The organism is Streptomyces sp. NPDC015532, assembly GCF_043078065.1.
Lineage (GTDB): Bacteria > Actinomycetota > Actinomycetes > Streptomycetales > Streptomycetaceae > Streptomyces.
This window is the reverse complement of record NZ_JBIBSY010000011.1, coordinates 297,389-313,634: the sequence shown is the minus strand read 5'-3', so window position 1 is coordinate 313,634 and position 16,246 is coordinate 297,389. Positions and strand designations below refer to the sequence as shown.

Here is a 16,246-nt window from a genome sequence, read left to right as displayed (position 1 = left end):
CACCCGGTCGAGCTGATCGGCGGCGTACGGTTCCCCGCCATCGGCGAACTGCCCTACCTGCTCACCCTCGCCGGTCACGGCTTCTACTGGTTCCGGTTGCGCCCCGCGGTCGGGCCCGGCACCACGAGGCGATCGTGAACGCGTACCCCTCGACAGCCCGCCCGCCCCTGAAAGGACGTGCCGTCATGGCGAACACCGCTCTGCAGCGTCCGAGCGGCCTCGACACCGCTCCGCTGCTCACCTCGCTGGCCGAGCTGCTGCGGGCCTGGCTGCCGCGGCAGCGCTGGTTCGCGGGCAAGGGCAGGCCCGTGACGGATCTGACGCTGCTGTCGACCACCGAGCTGTACCCGGGGTGTCTGCATCTGCTGGTCCGCACCGAGCACCTCGGCCCGCCCGCCCACGGCACGGCCGGCACCCCCGCGGCCGAGGACTGCTACCAACTGCTGCTCGGGGCGCGGGAGGTCCTGCCGCCCCGGCTGGCCCACGCCGTCATCGGCCGGGCGAGCGCCGGCCCGCTGGCCGACCTGACCGTGTACGACGCCTTCCACGACCCCAAGGCCGCGGGACTGCTCCTGGAGCGACTGCGCCGTTCGGGTACGGCGGGACCGCTGCGGTTCGAGCGCGATCCCCGTGTCACGGTGCCGTCCGGTCTCACACCACGCCTCCTCGACGCCGAGCAGTCCAACACCTCACTGGTCTACGGAGACGCGTTCATACTGAAGGTCTTCCGGCGCGTCCAGCCCGGCATCAACCCGGATCTGGAAGTGCCGCGCGCACTGGCCCGGCAGGGCTGCACCCGTGTCCCCGCGCCGGCCGCGTGGTTCCGGACCTCCGAGCCGCAGGAGGCGACGCTCGGCGTCCTGCAGCCGTATCTGCGGAACGCCGCCGACGGCTGGGCGCTGGCCCTGGAGTCCCTCGGCTCGCGGCAGGACTTCACGGGCGAGGCGTACGAGCTGGGCCGGGCCACCGCCGAGGTGCATCTGGCCCTGGCCACGGCCTTCCCCGTGGACGCGCCGAGCCCGTACCGCAACCAGCGGCTCGCGGAGGCGATGCACGGCCGCCTCGACGCCGCGGTCCGCTCCGTCCCCGAACTCCGCCCCCACGCGGCCGGGTTGCGGTCCGCGTTCGACGCGCTCGCCGCCCTGGACGGCGCGGTCCGCCCCGCCCAGCGCATCCACGGTGACCTCCACCTCGGCCAGGTCCTGCGGGCCGGGCAGCGGTGGTCGGTCATCGACTTCGAGGGTGAACCGGCTCGCCCGATCAGCGAACGTCGGCGTGTCCAGTCGCCTGTACGCGATGTCGCGGGCATGCTGCGGTCCTTCGACTACGCGGCCCGTTCCCGGCAGCCCTGGCGTCCGGAGTGGGCGGAGCGCTGCCGCGAGGCGTTCTGCGCCGGCTACGCCGTCGCGGCGGCCTGGGACCCGCGCGAGGAGCCCGAACTGCTGCGCGCCTACGAGACGGACCGCGCCGTGTACGAAGTGCTGTACGAGGCGCGGCACCGGCCCGACTGGCTGCCCGTGCCCATGGCCGCGGTCGGGCGTCTCGCCGACCGCCCCTGACCACCGACCACCCTCGACCTCGCGACCGACCACCCTCAACACCCCCACTTCGAGAGGCTCAAGCCGTGACCCGCACCGCATCCAACCGCGCAAGACGGGCCAAGCCCGTCCCCCTTTCGGCGCAGCACACCGCGCTGGACCCCATGGATCGGGGGCGGCTGCTGTCCGGCGCCCATCACGATCCGCATGCGCTGCTGGGTGCCCATCCGGTGCCGGGCGGGGTGGTGTTCCGGGCGCTGCGGCCGTGGGCCCAGGGCGTGGCGGTGATGGTGGACGGGCAGCGTACCGATCTGGACGACCTGGGTGACGGGTTCTTCGGGGCCGTGCTGCCGCTCGACGCGGTTCCCGCGTACACCCTGGTGGTGACCTACGACGGCACCGAGTTCGCTTCGGAGGACCCCTACCGGTTCCTGCCCGCGCTCGGTGAGCTCGACCTGCACCTGATCGCCGAGGGCCGGCACGAGGAGCTGTGGCGGGCGCTCGGCGCCGAGCCGATGACCCACGAGGGTGTCGAGGGCACCCGCTTCACCGTGTGGGCCCCGAACGCTCAAGGGGTGCGGGTCTGCGGGGACTTCTGCCACTGGGACGGCGCCGCCGGGTTCCCGATGCGTTCGCTCGGATCGTCCGGTGTGTGGGAGGTGTTCCTGCCCGGCATGGGTGAGGGAACGCTCTACAAGTTCGACATCACGCGCCCCGACGGCTCCCGCACCCTGCGCGCGGACCCGATGGCCCGCCGCACCGAGGTGCCTCCGGCGACATCCTCGGTGGTGACACGCTCGTCCCACACGTGGAAGGACTCGGCGTGGATGAAGCAACGGGCGAAGTGCCGCCCGCTGCACGAGGCGCCGTTCTCGGTGTACGAGGTGCATCTGCCCTCCTGGCGACCGGGTCTGACCTACCGTCAACTGGCCGACCAGCTCCCCGCCTACGTCACCGGCCTCGGCTTCACCCACGTCCAGCTGATGCCCGTCGCCGAGCACCCCTTCGGCGGCTCCTGGGGCTACCAGGTCACCGGGTTCTACGCGCCCACCGCACGCCTGGGCAGCCCGGACGACTTCAAGTACCTCGTCGACGCCCTCCACCGCGCCGGCGTCGGCGTCCTCATGGACTGGGTCCCCGCCCACTTCCCCCGTGACGACTGGGCCCTGGCCGAGTTCGACGGCCGCCCGCTCTACGAACACGCCGACCCCCGGCGCGCGAACCACCCCGACTGGGGCACCCTGGAGTTCGACTACGGCCGCCGTGAGGTCCGCAACTTCCTCGTCGCCAACGCCACCTACTGGTGCGAGGAGTTCCACATCGACGGCCTGCGCGTCGACGCCGTCGCCTCCATGCTCTACCTCGACTACTCGCGCGAAGAGGGCCAGTGGGCCCCCAACGAGCACGGCGGGCGGGACAATCCCGACGCGGTGGCGTTCCTCCAGGAGATGAACGCCACGGTGTACCGCCGCAATCCCGGCGTGGTCACCATCGCCGAGGAGTCCACCGCCTGGGACGGCGTCACCCGGGCGACCTCCGACGGGGGGCTCGGCTTCGGCCTCAAGTGGAACATGGGCTGGATGCACGACTCGCTGGAGTACATGCAGCACGAGCCGATCCACCGCAAGTACCACCACAACGAGATGACCTTCTCGATGGTGTACGCCTACAGCGAGAACTACGTCCTGCCGATCTCCCACGACGAGGTCGTGCACGGCAAGCGGTCGCTCGTCTCCAAGATGCCGGGTGACTGGTGGCAGCAGCGCGCCAACCTGCGCGCCTACCTCGCCTTCATGTGGGCCCACCCCGGCAAGCAACTCCTCTTCATGGGCCAGGAGTTCGCGCAGGGAGGCGAGTGGAAGGAAGCCCACGGCCCCGACTGGTGGCTGCTGGACCCCGCCTACGGCGCCGAGGCCGACCACCGCGGGGTCCAGGACCTCGTCCGCGACCTCAACACCCTGTACCGCGACGAGCCCGCGCTGTGGGAACGCGACACCGATCCGTCGGGCTTCACGTGGGTGGTCGGCGACGCCGCCGACGACAACGTCTTCGCGTTCCTGCGGCACGCCGCCGACGGCACCCCGCTCCTCGCCGTCTCCCACCTCTCCCCCGCCGTCCGCCACGGCTACCGTCTCGGTGTCCCCGAGGACATCCCCGCCTGGCGCGAGGTCCTCAACACGGACGCCCTGCGCTACGGCGGCGGCGACATCACGCACCCCGAGCCGGTGAAGGCCGAGGCGATCGGTATGCACGGCCGCCCGACCAGCATCGAGCTGACGCTGCCGCCCCTGGCGACGGTCTGGCTGCGGCCGGCCTGAGCCGACCGCAGCCCGCGAAGGGCAGGCCCGCCTCAGGCCGAGGCGGGCTTGCCCGCTGTCAGGAGCCAGGTGTGGAAGAGAGCGGAGAGGTCCTTGCCGGACTCCCGCTCGGAGAGCTGGATGAACCCCTCTGTCGTACCGTGGCCGCCGCGGTGGACGGCGGCCCAGGTGCGCAGGACGCGGAAGAACACCGGATCGCCGACGGTCGTGCGCAGCTTGTGCAGGACCATGGCCCCACGGGCGTAGACCGGCGTCTCGAAGATGTGCTCGCCGCTTCCGGGATCACCGGGCGGGAACGCCCAGAGGTCCTTGCCCGCGGGGGTGGCGTACAGCGCGTCGAAGGCCTTCTGCGCGCTCCGGCCGCCATGCTGCTCGGTGTACAGCCACTCGGCGTAGGTGGCGAAGCCCTCGTTGAGCCAGATGTCCTTCCACCGGGTCAGGGTGACGGAGTCGCCGAACCACTGGTGGGCGCTCTCGTGGACGAGGGTGTCCAGGTCGGGCGCGGAGTCGTACACCGGACGGGTCTGGGTCTCCAGGGCGTAGCCGACCTGCGGGGCCCGGTCGACGATGGCTCCGGCCGCGCGGAAGGGGTAGGGGCCGAAGAGCTTGCTCTCCCAGGCCAGGACGGACGGCAGCTGCTTCACGACGGGCGCGGCGGCGGTCGCCTCACGGGGGTCGACGGCGTTGTAGATCCTGAGGCCGTCGCGGGTGGTGAACTGCTCGACCTTGAACGTGCCGACGGTCGCCGTGGCGAGATAGGCCGCCATCGGCTCGGACTGGCGCCAGCGGAAGGTGGTGCGGCCGTTGGCGGTCCGCTGCCCGAGCAGGACGCCGTTGGCGACGGCGGTGCGCCCCTTCGGGACGGTCAGGGTGAAGTCGTAGGACGCCTTGTCCGTGGGGTGGCTGTCGGCGGGGAACCAGGTCATCGCGCCCTGGGGTTCACCGGCCACGAACGCGCCGTCGTCCGTGGGGATCCACCCGTCGAGGGATCCGTCGGGGTCGGTGACCGGCTTCGGGGTGCCGGAGTAGGTGACGGTGACGCGGAACTCCTGGCCCTTGCGCAGGGTGTCCCGCGGTGTGACGACGAGTTCCCGGCCGTCGCGCCGGAAGGCCGCCTTGGTGTGGCCGACGGTGACGCCGGTGACCTTCAGCCCGCTGAGGTCGAGGTCGAAGCGGGTCAGTCGCTGGGTGGCCCTGGCGGTGATGACCGCCTTGCCGTCGAGGTGGCGGCTGCCCGGGTCGTATCCGAGCGTCAGATCGTAGTGGTGGACGTCGTAGCCGCCGTTGCCCGACAGCGGGAAGTACGGGTCTCCCGCGCCCGCTGAGCCCACGGTCCCGGCCGCTGTGGCGGGGCCCGCCGCGGTGAGCAGGGCGGCGAGCGCGACGGGGACGGCCGCGACAACGGCCTCGCGGCGAAGGACGGTTGTGCGTCGTGCGGGCTCGTGCGGGCGTGCTGTCACGTTCGTTCCTCCGGTTCGACGGTGATCACTCGCGCACAGCCTATGAGTCCCTCGCGGCCCCGGCCCCCACGATCGGGTCAAGTCGCGTCCGTGCCGCCCCGCGAGGAGCGGCCGCCGGGAGGACGTCCCCGCGCGGACGGGGGCCGGGTGCGCCCCGGTCGCCGTGCCCGGCCCCGCCTTGGCGTGGGTCCGGAGCGCTCACACCCAGGGCGGCGGGCCGTCCGGGACGAGCTGGTGGACGTCGAGGAGGACGGCGGACTCGACGCCGAGCGCCGCTCCGCCCATGCCGGCCGCCCAGGTGAGGAAGGGCCGTGCCGCGAAGGCGCCCTCGCCCAGGCCCTTGGTGTACTCGGCGTGTGCCTCCAGTGAGGCGATGCCGCGTTCGAGCGGTTCGCCGGTGACGTCGACGCCGTGGGTGGGCCGTTCCGCTCCGGCGAAGCACACCATCCGGATGCCGTTCCAGGCTTCCAGGCCCTCGTCGGCGAGTTCGGGGAAGATCCAGCGGTTTCCCGCGTCGCGTGCCGCGTCGAGGGTGGCCAGGCCCACCGCCCGGTGATCCGCCTGGTTGGTCATGCCGCCGATCATCCGGACCGTGAACGCGCCGGACACCACGATCTCGGGCCGGTGGCGGCGCATCGCGCGCACGATCTCCCGGCGCAGGCCGGTCCCGTACTCGACGACGCCGTCGCGGTGATCGAGGAACTCGACGGTGTCGACGCCGACCTGCCGTGCGCCGGCCCGCTCCTCGGCCTCGCGCAGCGGTGCCGCCCGGTCCGGGTGCAGGCCGTCGATGCCGGCCTCTCCCCTGGTCGCCAGCAGATAGCTCACCCGCTTGCCCTGTGCGGTCCAGCGCGCGACGGCGCAGGCCGTGCCGTACTCGATGTCGTCCGGGTGGGCGGCCACGGCGAGACACCGTTCCCAGTCCTCCGGCAGCGCGGGCAGGCCCGTACCGCCCCCGAAGCCTGCTTTGTCCTGTGTGGGATCCATGTCCGGCATGATGGCGTGCGCCGGGCCGGGACCGGCAGAGGCGCGCTTTCCGCGTTCGCGCGCCGGGCTCCCGCGCCCCCGGTGCCCCGCGGGACCTGAGGCGTGGGCGCGCGGTCGAGCCGCTGGCCGAACACCGGGACGTCGTGGTGGAGTCTGTCCACACGTCCGAAGATCCGGCGTCGGCCGCGGCCGCTCCCCCTCGTCGGGCGCCGACGGCCGACGGCGGGTCAGAACCCGTACAGCGCAGAGGAGAAGCCGTGACCACCACCTCACCCGTCTGGAACAGCGCACCCGTCAGGGTGGGGCTCGTCGGCGCGGGACCCTGGGCGCGGGCCGTGCACGCCCGGATGCTCGCCGCCGGGCCCGAGACGGTGCTGACGTCGGTGTGGGCACGCCGTCCGGAGGCCGCCCGCGAGACGGCCGCCCCGTACGGCGCGGGTGTCGCCACGACGTTCGAGGAACTGCTCGACGGATGCGAGGCGGTGGCCTTCTCGGTTCCGCCCGGGGTGCAGGCCGAACTGGCCGTACGGGCCGCCGAGGCGGGCAAGGCCCTGCTCCTGGAGAAGCCACTGGCGCTGGACCTGTCCGCGGCGCGACGGCTCGTGGACGCGATCGACGCCGCGGGCGTGGTCTCCCAGCTCGTCCTGACGAACCGCTATCACCCGGCCACCCGGCGGTTCCTGGCCGAGGCACGGACCCTGGAAGTCTCGGGGGCGCGCTCGTGCGGTATCAGCGGCGCCTTCCTGGGCGGCGACTTCGCGACCCCGTGGCGTCTTGAGCACGGGGCGCTCCTGGACCTCGGACCGCATCTGCTGGATCTGCTGGACGCGGCGCTGGGGCCGGTCGTCCGGGTACGCGGCGCCGGGGACCCGCGCCGCTGGCTCGAACTCACCTGCGAGCACGAGAGCGGCGCGGTGAGCCAGGCGTCGCTGTCGGGTTCGGTCGAGGTCGAGCGCGGGATCACCCGTGTCGAGCTGTTCGGCCGCCATCCCGAGCTGGTCCTCGACGCCGGAGCCCTCGACCACGAGGAGTCCTGGCCCGTGCTGCGCCGGGAGTTCGCCACCGCCGTCCGCTCGGGCCGGCCGGGCGACCTCGACGCCCACCGCGGGCTGTACCTCCAGACGCTGATCGCCCAGGCGCTGGAGGGCTAGCCAGGGCCTGTCGTTCGGGTCACGCGGCGGGTCGCGGGGCAGGATTCGCGCTCCGCGGCGCGGCCGTTCAGGCGAAACGGATGCCGGAAGAGCGTCCGCGGCCGGCGGCGTGTCGACACAGGAGGTGTGAACCTGCCGAAGCTGCCGCTGATCGCGCCCATGCTCGCCACCCCCGGATCCCTGCCGGCCGCCGGCCAGGACACCCGCTGGGCGTACGAGACGAAGCAGGACGGTCAGCGGGCCGTGCTCTATCTGCACGGGGACGGCGGTGTGACGCTGCGGGCCCGCTCCGGTGAGGACATCACCGCCGCCTATCCGGAACTGCGGGCCCTCGGCGGTGTTCTCGGCACGACCGCGGCGGTCCTGGACGGCGAGGTGCTGGTCCTGGACGAACAGGGACGCGGCGACTTCCAGCTTCTGCAGTCCCGGATGGGCCTCGCCCGGTCGCCCGGCAGGGCGGCCCGGCGCGCCGAACGCGCACCCGCTCATCTCGTCCTGTTCGACGTCATGCGTCTGGGCGGTGATCTCATGGGCCGGCCCTACGCGTGGCGGCGGCAGGCGCTGGAGAGCCTCTCCCTGGAGGGCCCGTTCTGGTCGACGCCGACGGCGCTCGTGGGGCATGGCGAGGAGGCCCTGCGGGCGACCCGGGCGAGCGGTCTCGAAGGGCTGGTCTGCAAACGCCTGGACTCGGTGTACGAGCCCGGCGTGCGCTCACGGTCCTGGATCAAGATCCGCAACATGCGGACCGCGGACGTCCTGGTCGGCGGCTGGGTCCCCGGGAAGGGGCGTCTGTCGGGACTGCCCGGTGCCGTGCTCGTGGGCCAGCGCGACGCGGGAAGGCTGCGCTACGTCGGGAGCGTGGGCACCGGCTGGAGCGAGGCCGAACGCGCCGGACTCGCCCGGCTGCTGCGGGCCGCCGAGACAGGCCGCTGTCCCTTCGACAGCGTCCCGCGGGCGGCCGAGGCGCGCTGGGTGCTGCCCCGGCTGGTGGGCGAGGTCCGCTACAGCACCCGTACCCGGGCCGGACTGCTGCGCCAGCCGTCGTGGCTGCGGCTGCGTCCCGACCTCGCTCCCGAGGACTCCGCGGCCGATCTCCCGTGAGCCACGAGGCGCACGCACACGTGAAGGAGCCGGCCGCCGTGAGCGGCCGGCTCCTTCACGTCCCGGTCAGGTTCTGCCGGGTCCGCCGCTGCCGAAGGACCCGCTGGACCCTGGTTGCCAGCGCTTGCGGTGCTGGTCATCGGCGTGTTTGGTTCCCGCGGAGTGCATGTTGTACGGCATCAGCCGCTCACTCTCGTCCGCGGCGTGCGGGACCTCGTCGGGTTCTCGCATCTCGCGTTCCTCGTGCACCGCCCCGCTCTCGGGCAGCCTCGGCTGCTCCTCGGGGGTGGGCGGGCGCGATTCGAGGTTCCGCACCCTGATGCCCATCCGGACGGCCCAGACGAGGGCGCCGGCGATGATGAGGCCGCCGATGAAGGCGGCGCCCGCGTTGAGCGATGAGCTTGCTGTGATCAGATCTTGGCTCGCGGTGTACATGGTGTTCGCGTACCCCCAATACCAGGGGAAATTTGCGTACTAGCCCGTCAGCGACGGCCATTCCATTGTATTCCGGATCAATCCGGACGCTACGCCGTGGTCCTGGACCCGGTCACCGCAGACGGAAACACGGTGCACCTGGACCGGATCACTCCGGACGGTGCGCGACGGCTCCGAACATCGTCACGGACATGTGCAGGCCGCCCTCGCGCGCGGCTTCCGCGAGGTCCTCGTACAGGCGGTCGCGCTGCGCCTCGCCGATGAGTCCGCGGCTCAGCGCCGAGTCGCCCAGCATGCGGATGAGCGGCCAGGCGACCGACTTGTGGTCCTGGAGCAGCGCCTGCGATCCGCGGTCGTCGATGACCATGCCGGCGGCCGTCAGCCGTCCGACCAGCTTGCGTCCCGAGTACGGGTCGGTGGCCGCGGACAGCGCGCCGGTGGTGAGCGCGGCGATCGTCTCGGGGTCGCCGGGGTGCAGGATCGTGGTCGCCCAGTCGGTGTCCAGCAGGGCGACCCGCCCGCCGGGGCGCAGCACGCGCGCTATCTCGAAGACGGCCTTCTCCGGCTCCACGAGGTGCTGGAGAACCCGCTCGCACCACACCACGTCGACGGTGGCGTCGGGCAGCGGCAGGGCGAGCGCGTCACCGTCGGCGAAACGTGCCGCGCTGCGCTCCTCGGTGCCCCGCTGTTCGGCCACGGCGCGCAGTCCGGGATTCGGTTCGATGCCGAGCACCCTGCCGCGCTGACCCACGGCCGCCGCGAGCCGCCGGGTCTGCGACCCGGTGCCCGCGCCGATGTCGAGCGCCCGCTCCCCGGGCCGCACGGCCAGGGCCGCGTGTGCCCACGAACGCAGGCGCTGTACGCCGTCGTTGACGTCCTGGGCATCCAGGGCGCCCACCAGACGGGAGGTGCTGTCCGCGCTGATGTTCTGCGCGTGGAATGCCGACGTAGGGCGCGTGTCCACCATGGCGGCCACTCTAGAACCACCATGGTCGTTTTTCGTATTCAGATTGTGTAACGCCTCAAGGCCGGTGTGACAAAAGCGAGCACAAGCACCGCCACGATCACCAGCAGGCCTCCGCCGGCCACCGCGGCCGGTGCTCCGAAGGCCGAACCGGCCGTGCCGTGCAGGACATCGGCGACGCGCGGGCCGCCCACGACGACCACGGTGAAGACGCCCTGGAGCCGTCCGCGCATCTCGTCGGTGGCCGCGGACAGCAGGATCGCGCCGCGGAAGACCATGGAGACCATGTCGGCGACCCCGGCGACGGCCAGGAAGGCCACGGCGAGCCACAGGCTGCCGCTGAGACCGAACCCGGCGATGGCCGCGCCCCAGGCCGCGACGGAGACGATGACCATCAGGCCGTGCCGGCGGGCCCGGGAGAAGGTGCCCGACATCAGTCCGCCCACGACGGCGCCGATGGGGATCGCCGCGAACAGCAGTCCGAGCGCGAGTCCTTCGCCGTAGGAGCCGTACGTCTCGGCGGCGAGTTGCGGGAACAGCGCGCGCGGCATGCCGAGGACCATGGCGATGATGTCGGCGAGGAAGGACAGCAGCAGCACCTTGTGCAGGGCGATGTAGCGGAATCCGGCCACCACTTCGCGCAGGCCCGCGCGCTGGGAGGCCGTTCCGGTGAGGGGCGGCAGCGCCGGGAGGCGCAGGACGGCCCAGACGGTGACGGACAGGGCGAGAGCGTCGATGAGGTAGAGCTCGGGCAGCCCGATGAGGGGGATGAGCGCACCGGCGAGCATCGGCCCGGCCACCGAACCGGTCTGCATGACGGTCGCGCCGAGCGCGTTGGCCGCGGGCAGTTCGTCCGCCGGGACGAGCCGGGCGATGGAGGCGCTGCGGGCCGGGGAGTTGAGGCCGAAGAACGCCTGCTGGAGGGCGAGCAGGACCATCAGGACGAGCACCGACTCCATGTCGGTGACGGCCTGGACCCAGAAGAGCAGCGAGGTGACGGCTATGCCGATGTTGGTGACGAGGAGCAGTTTGCGGCGGTCCACGCTGTCGGCGATCGCACCGCCCCACAGGGCGAAGACCACGAGGGGCAGCAGGCCGGCGAGGCTCGCGTAGCCGACCCAGGCCGAGGAGCCGGTGATGTCGTAGATCTGCTTGGGCACGGCGACGGCGGTGAGCTGACTGCCCACGGAGGTGACCGCGGTCGACGACCACAGCCGGCGGTAGGCGGGGCGGCGCAGCGGCCGGGTGTCCATGGCCCATCGGCGCCATCCGGAGCGGACGGGCCGCCCGGTCTCCGCCGCCTTCCCGTCGGGCTCCGCAGCGCCGCTGTCCGTACTGCTCTGGCTCGTGTCCACGCTCATCCTGGTTGCTCGATACATCTTTCGATTCGGGGATCACTATGTCCGAGCGCGAGCGGCGTGTGTCCCCCGGGGGACGAGATCGGTGCACGGGGCACCCGGCGACCGGCCCCGCGGGCCGGTCACCGGACCGGCGCAGGGCGCGGCGGGACACCCCGGGCGCACGCGGGCGCATGGCGGTACGGGGTGGCGCACACCCAGCGCGCGATGGGGGACTGTGCACCCCGGCGGGGCGTACGGACGCGCGGAGGTACGGGACGGCGCACGCCAGGAGCACTGCCGACGGCGACCGGGATGCGGCCTCCGGCGACAGCGGGCGGCCGGCGGCGGGCTGGACTTGGGCGGCGGTACGGGGGGTGTGACGGGTCAGGCGCCGGCGATCAGGATGGCGCCCATGGCGATCATGGTCGTGGCGACCAGGCCGTCCAGCACGCGCCAGGACGCCGGCCGGGCGAGGAAGCGGCTCAGGAGCCGGGCGCCGAAACCGAGGGCGGCGAACCAGCACACGCTGGCGAACGCGGCGCCCAGGCCGAACGTCCAGCGCAGCGATCCTTGGCCGGCCGCCAGCGAGCCGAGCAGGAACACGGTGTCGAGGTACACGTGCGGGTTCAGCCACGTCAGGGCGAGACAGGTCAGGACGGCACGGCGCCAGGAGCCCGGGGAGCCGGTGGCCGCCCGGAGGGCCGACGGCTTCAAGACCCGCCGGGCGGCGAGGACTCCGTAGACGACGAGGAAACAACCGCCGATCAGCCCGACCGCGGTGAGCGCCGCGGGCCAGGCCACCACGACCGCGCCGACCCCGCCGACCCCCAGCGCGATGAGCAGCGCGTCGGACAGGGCGCAGATGCCCACCACGGCGAGGACCGCGTCCCGGCGGACGCCCTGGCGCAGGACGAAGGCGTTCTGCGCGCCGATGGCGACGATGAGGGAGAGGCCGGAGCCGAATCCGGCGACCGCTGCGGCCAGGGCGTCTGTCATGCCGTCGACGCTAGAAAACGGACCGCCAGAAGTACAGCTAAAGATTCTTACGTATCCTTAGCCATCGTGATGACGGAACTCCCCCTCGACCAGGTGCGCACGCTGCTCGCCGTGGTGGACGAGGGCACCTTCGACGCGGCGGCCACGGCCCTCCATGTGACCCCCTCGGCGGTGAGCCAGCGGGTCAAGTCACTCGAACAGCGCACCGGCAGGGTCCTGCTGACCCGGACGAAGCCGGTGCGCCCGACCGAGTCCGGCGAGATCGTGGTGCGTTTCGCGCGCCGGCTCGCCCGGCTGGAGCGCGACGCGCACGCCGAGCTCGGCATGCCGGGATCCGGTGAGCCCACCCGGCTGTCGGTCGCCGTGAACGCCGACTCGCTGGCGACCTGGTTCCTGCCGGCCCTCGCCCGCGTGCCGGACGAACTGCGGCTGTGCTTCGAACTGCGCCGCGAGGACGAGGACCACACCGCGGCCCTGCTGCGCGAGGGGACGGTCATGGCGGCGGTCACCTCGTCGCCCGACCCGGTGGCCGGCTGCTCCGTGCGCGCCCTCGGGATCATGCGCTATCTGCCGGTGGCGAGCCCCGGCTTCGCCGAACGGTGGCTCGGCACGGCGACCGGGACACCCCTGGGCGAGCTCATCGGCTCCGCCCCCGTGGTGGCGTTCGACCGCAACGACGACATCCAGGACGACTTCGTCCGCGCCCTCGCGGGCGCTCCCGGCGGGAGCGCGCTGCGCCACTTCGTCCCCACCTCGGAGGGGTTCGTCGACGCCGTGGCGGCCGGAATGGGCTGGGGCATGGTGCCCGAGGTCCAGGCGGCACCGCTGCTGCGCGACAAAGCACTGGTCCATCTGGCCGCGGGCCGGGGCATCGACGTCCCCCTGTTCTGGCAGCAGTGGAAGCTCGACTTCCCCGCCCTCGGCGCGCTGGCCGAGGCCGTGGCGGCCGTCGCCGCCGAGAGGCTGCGGCCCGGACCGGCCTCCTGAATCACCCGCTTCCCGACAGCTCCCGAACCGGGCCCGAGCCGGTATGTTCACGCTGGGCACATTCGGGCGTGGCCGGGAAGAATGGCCTCACCTCGCGGTGCCGCGAAGGACGTCGAGGTGCGGTGAGCGGCCCGAGAGGCGCATTCTTGCTGTGTTACCCCCCTGGTGGCGGGCGGACGAGGGCAGATCGATGACAGGGAGCGCCGAGCGTGAGGGCCAGGCGCTGGACAGCCTGACCTCCCTGCTCAGTGACGCGGTGACGGACGCGATCCGGGCCGCCCGCGGCTTCGCGGGGGGCGTGTATCTGCGCTCCGGCACGCCCGGCCTGCTGCGTCTCGCCGTGCTCGCGGGACTGCCGGGGCCCCTCTTCCGCCCTTGGTCGCGGATGCACGTGGACCGGCCGTTCCCGGTGGCGGACGCCCATCGGCTCGGTGTCGAGGTGCTGCTCGCCGATCCGACGGAGACGATGCGCCGCTATCCGCAGCTCGCGGCGGGACTGCCGTTCCAGTTCGGTTCGCTCTACGTTCCGGTCGTGAGCGACTCCACTCCGTACGGCGTCCTGACGGTGCTGCGCCCGCCGGCGTCCGACGCCACCGAGGTCCTGCCGGACCGCGCCCGGATGACGGCGGTGGCGGCGGAGCTCGGAGCCGCCCTGGCGAAGCTGGACAAGGACGGGTCCTCGGTCCTGTGGGACAGCGACCCCCTCGGTACCCGGCCACCGGTCGACGGCCCGTCCACCCGGTGCGTCGGGGGCTTCACCTGGGACCCGCACGACGGCACGCTGCTCGCGGACGACGCCCTGTGGGCGCTGCTGGGCATACCCCAGGAGGATTTCGCGGGGACCCCCGAGGCCTTCGCGGACGCGCTGGCCCACGACGAGCCCCGGCTGCTGCTGGCCGCCCTGCGCGAGACCGCCGCGGGCCGGCCCCCGCCCCATCCCCTGCCCGTACGCACCGGAGGCGGCGGCCTGCGGCTCCTCGAACTGTGGACGGCCGGAGGAGCGGACGACCCGCCGTTCCGGGTCAGCGGCGCCCTCGTCGACCCGGGACCGGGACCTGCGGCGGACGGGGCGGCCGACCAGCTCCCCGAGGGCGTCTTCTCGATCGACCGGATCGGGCTGATCACCTACGCCAACCCGCGCGCCGCCGAACTGCTCGGCCGCCCGCGCGCCGAGCTGCTGGGGCGGCTGCTGTGGGACGTGGTGCCCTGGATGGACCACCCCGCCTACGAGGATCACCTGCGCAGCGCGCTCCTGTCGCCGGACCCGGTGCACTTCCGGGCCCGCAGCCCGCTGGGAAGCGGAACCGCGACGACTCCGGGACACCTGACGGGAACCTGGCTGAGCTTCTCCGTCTATCCCGGCCCGCGCGGGGTGACCTGCAAGATCACGCCCCTGGGACGGTCCTCGGGGACCACCGGGAACGCCCCGTTCGACCTGGAGGCGACGCAGGCCCCACGGGCCGGGTCCGAAGAGCCCGACACCGGGGCCCCGGGCACTGCACCGCAGTACCGGCCCATCGTTCTCGCGATCGCGCTGACCGAGGCGGTGACCGCGCGGCAGGTGTCCGAGGTGGTGATGCGCGAGCTGCTGCCCGCGTTCGGCAGCCGCCGCCTGGCCATCTATCTGCTCCAGGACCGCAGGCTCTATCTGGCCTGGGAGACCGGCTTCCCGCAAGGGTTCCTCGCCCCCTTCGACGGTGTGGGCCTGGACGCCAAACTGCCCGGCGTCGAGGCGCTCACCAGCGGCCGGCCGCTCTTCTTCGAGTCGATGCAACAGCTCGCCGCCGCCTATCCGGGCATCTCCCTGGACGCCACCGTCGGCGCCCGTGCCTTCCTTCCACTGATCGCCTCCGGGCGACCCGTCGGCTCGTGCATCCTCGGGTTCGACCGGCCGCGCGGCTTCAGCACCGAGGAACGTACGGTCCTCACCGCGCTCGCCGGGCTGATCGCGCAGTCCCTGGAACGGGCGAGGCGCTACGACAACGAGGCGGCGCTCGCCCGCGGGCTCCAGGAGGCCCTGCTGCCGCACCGGTTGTCGGCACACCCCCTCGTGGAGACGGCGGGCCGCTATCTTCCCGGCACCGTCGGCATGGACGTGGGCGGCGACTGGTACGACGTCGTCGAAGCCGGTGACGGGCTCGCCCTGGTCATCGGGGACGTCCAGGGCCATGGCGTCCAGGCCGCCGCGACCATGGGTCAACTGCGCAGCGCGGTACGGGCGTTCGCCCTCGGGGACCATCCTCCGGACGAGGTGATGAGCGGCACCAACCGGCTGCTCATCGACCTCGATCCGGGCCAGTTCGCGAGTTGCTGCTATGTCCGGGTGGACCCGTTGACCGGTGTCGCGCAGGCGGCGCGGGCCGGGCATCCGCAGCCGCTGCTGCGCCACCCCGACGGCCGCACCGAGGTGCTGGACCTGCCGGGCGGTGTGGTGCTGGGCGTGGACCCGCACGCCGACTACCCCGTGACGGACCTGGTGCTGGAGCCCGAGGCCGTACTGGCCCTGTACACGGACGGGCTGGTCGAGCGGCCCGGCACGGACATCGACGAGGGGGTCGAGGCGCTTCGCTCGCGCCTGGCCGACGCGGGCCCCCCGCGGCACCGCACGGCGGGCGGCCCGTCCCTGTCCAGCGCCGCCGATCTGCTCACCGCGGAGGCCCGGCAGGCCAACGAGCGCCCCGACGACATCGCGCTGCTGCTCACCACCCGCCGGCCGCCCGGCGGCGAGGGTGAGCACCCGGAGCCGGACACCCGTCCGGACCGCTCCCGGTGACACGGCTCGGACGGAAGTCATCGACCCCGACGGATGCCGGTAGCCCCGGCAGGAGTCGGTGGACCTGACGGATGCCAGTAGGCCGGCAGGAGTCGGTCGGCCCGACGGATGCCAGCAGGCCAGCAAGAGTCGGTCGGCCCGGCAGGAGTCGGTCGGCCCGGCAGGAGTCAGCAGGCCGGCAGGAGTCCGTGGGCCT

13 protein-coding genes are annotated in these 16,246 nt (G+C 72.9%); 7 read left to right on the top strand and 6 right to left on the bottom strand.

All coding sequences use genetic code 11. The features are described 5' to 3' along the window. The 3 genes from ACF07B_RS29650 to glgB form a co-directional block, all read left to right on the top strand. Positions 1-138, top strand: a 138-nt coding sequence (locus ACF07B_RS29650; protein WP_356057550.1) for an alpha-glucosidase C-terminal domain-containing protein, incomplete at its 5' end; no start/stop codon positions are given. Positions 139-185: 47 nt separating this feature from the next. Next, on the top strand, positions 186-1,559 hold the full coding sequence (locus ACF07B_RS29645; protein ID WP_392181213.1) for a maltokinase: 1,374 nt from the start codon (positions 186-188) through the stop codon (positions 1,557-1,559). Positions 1,560-1,693: 134 nt separating this feature from the next. Next, entirely contained in the window at positions 1,694-3,856 is a 2,163-nt protein-coding gene (glgB, locus tag ACF07B_RS29640; protein WP_392181221.1) for a 1,4-alpha-glucan branching enzyme, read from the top strand. A 32-nt stretch (positions 3,857-3,888) separates the two neighbouring features. Here glgB and ACF07B_RS29635 read toward each other — a convergent pair whose 3' ends face one another. Next, positions 3,889-5,316, bottom strand: coding sequence for a M1 family metallopeptidase (locus ACF07B_RS29635; RefSeq protein ID WP_392181212.1), 1,428 nt, complete (start codon positions 5,314-5,316; stop codon positions 3,889-3,891). A gap of 198 nt (positions 5,317-5,514) precedes the next feature. Then, positions 5,515-6,303, bottom strand: a complete 789-nt coding sequence (locus ACF07B_RS29630; RefSeq protein ID WP_392181211.1) for a PIG-L deacetylase family protein — start codon at positions 6,301-6,303, stop codon at positions 5,515-5,517. Between the two features lie 257 nt (positions 6,304-6,560). Here ACF07B_RS29630 and ACF07B_RS29625 point away from each other — a divergent pair, with 257 nt between their 5' ends. Then, on the top strand, positions 6,561-7,454 hold the full coding sequence (locus tag ACF07B_RS29625; protein WP_392181210.1) for a Gfo/Idh/MocA family protein: 894 nt from the start codon (positions 6,561-6,563) through the stop codon (positions 7,452-7,454). A gap of 159 nt (positions 7,455-7,613) precedes the next feature. Continuing rightward, the gene (locus ACF07B_RS29620; protein ID WP_392181220.1) at positions 7,614-8,555 is read left to right on the top strand and encodes an ATP-dependent DNA ligase; all 942 of its coding nucleotides are present in this window, start codon (positions 7,614-7,616) and stop codon (positions 8,553-8,555) included. A 66-nt stretch (positions 8,556-8,621) separates the two neighbouring features. Here ACF07B_RS29620 and ACF07B_RS29615 read toward each other — a convergent pair whose 3' ends face one another. From ACF07B_RS29615 to ACF07B_RS29600, 4 genes are all read right to left on the bottom strand, one after another. After that, entirely contained in the window at positions 8,622-8,990 is a 369-nt protein-coding gene (locus ACF07B_RS29615; RefSeq protein WP_369483658.1) for a DUF6479 family protein, read from the bottom strand. A 148-nt stretch (positions 8,991-9,138) separates the two neighbouring features. Next, positions 9,139-9,957, bottom strand: coding sequence for a methyltransferase domain-containing protein (locus tag ACF07B_RS29610; RefSeq protein WP_369483657.1), 819 nt, complete (start codon positions 9,955-9,957; stop codon positions 9,139-9,141). 38 nt (positions 9,958-9,995) lie between these two features. Next, positions 9,996-11,333, bottom strand: coding sequence for an MFS transporter (locus ACF07B_RS29605; protein WP_392181209.1), 1,338 nt, complete (start codon positions 11,331-11,333; stop codon positions 9,996-9,998). Positions 11,334-11,678: 345 nt separating this feature from the next. Then, positions 11,679-12,290 (bottom strand): LysE/ArgO family amino acid transporter, encoded by a 612-nt coding sequence (locus ACF07B_RS29600; protein WP_392181208.1) that lies wholly within the window; start codon positions 12,288-12,290, stop codon positions 11,679-11,681. A gap of 66 nt (positions 12,291-12,356) precedes the next feature. Here ACF07B_RS29600 and ACF07B_RS29595 point away from each other — a divergent pair, with 66 nt between their 5' ends. Together ACF07B_RS29595 and ACF07B_RS29590 are read left to right on the top strand one after the other, a co-directional pair. Further along, complete coding sequence (locus tag ACF07B_RS29595; protein WP_392181207.1) at positions 12,357-13,277, top strand: LysR family transcriptional regulator ArgP; 921 nt, start codon at positions 12,357-12,359, stop codon at positions 13,275-13,277. Positions 13,278-13,467: 190 nt separating this feature from the next. After that, the gene (locus ACF07B_RS29590) at positions 13,468-16,050 is read left to right on the top strand and encodes a SpoIIE family protein phosphatase (protein WP_392181206.1); all 2,583 of its coding nucleotides are present in this window, start codon (positions 13,468-13,470) and stop codon (positions 16,048-16,050) included. Positions 16,051-16,246: the final 196 nt, after the last annotated feature.

What these genes read in the sequence shown, in the direction of transcription:
- ACF07B_RS29645 (WP_392181213.1), top strand. Translation starts at nt 186, where the DNA reads ATGGCGAACACCGCTCTGCAGCGTCCGAGCGGCCTCGACACCGCTCCG.
- ACF07B_RS29630 (WP_392181211.1), bottom strand. Translation starts at nt 6,303, where the DNA reads ATGGATCCCACACAGGACAAAGCAGGCTTCGGGGGCGGTACGGGCCTG.
- ACF07B_RS29620 (WP_392181220.1), top strand. Translation starts at nt 7,614, where the DNA reads ATGCTCGCCACCCCCGGATCCCTGCCGGCCGCCGGCCAGGACACCCGC.
- ACF07B_RS29615 (WP_369483658.1), bottom strand. Translation starts at nt 8,990, where the DNA reads ATGTACACCGCGAGCCAAGATCTGATCACAGCAAGCTCATCGCTCAAC.
- ACF07B_RS29610 (WP_369483657.1), bottom strand. Translation starts at nt 9,957, where the DNA reads ATGGTGGACACGCGCCCTACGTCGGCATTCCACGCGCAGAACATCAGC.
- ACF07B_RS29605 (WP_392181209.1), bottom strand. Translation starts at nt 11,333, where the DNA reads ATGTATCGAGCAACCAGGATGAGCGTGGACACGAGCCAGAGCAGTACG.
- ACF07B_RS29600 (WP_392181208.1), bottom strand. Translation starts at nt 12,290, where the DNA reads ATGACAGACGCCCTGGCCGCAGCGGTCGCCGGATTCGGCTCCGGCCTC.
- ACF07B_RS29590 (WP_392181206.1), top strand. Translation starts at nt 13,468, where the DNA reads ATGACAGGGAGCGCCGAGCGTGAGGGCCAGGCGCTGGACAGCCTGACC.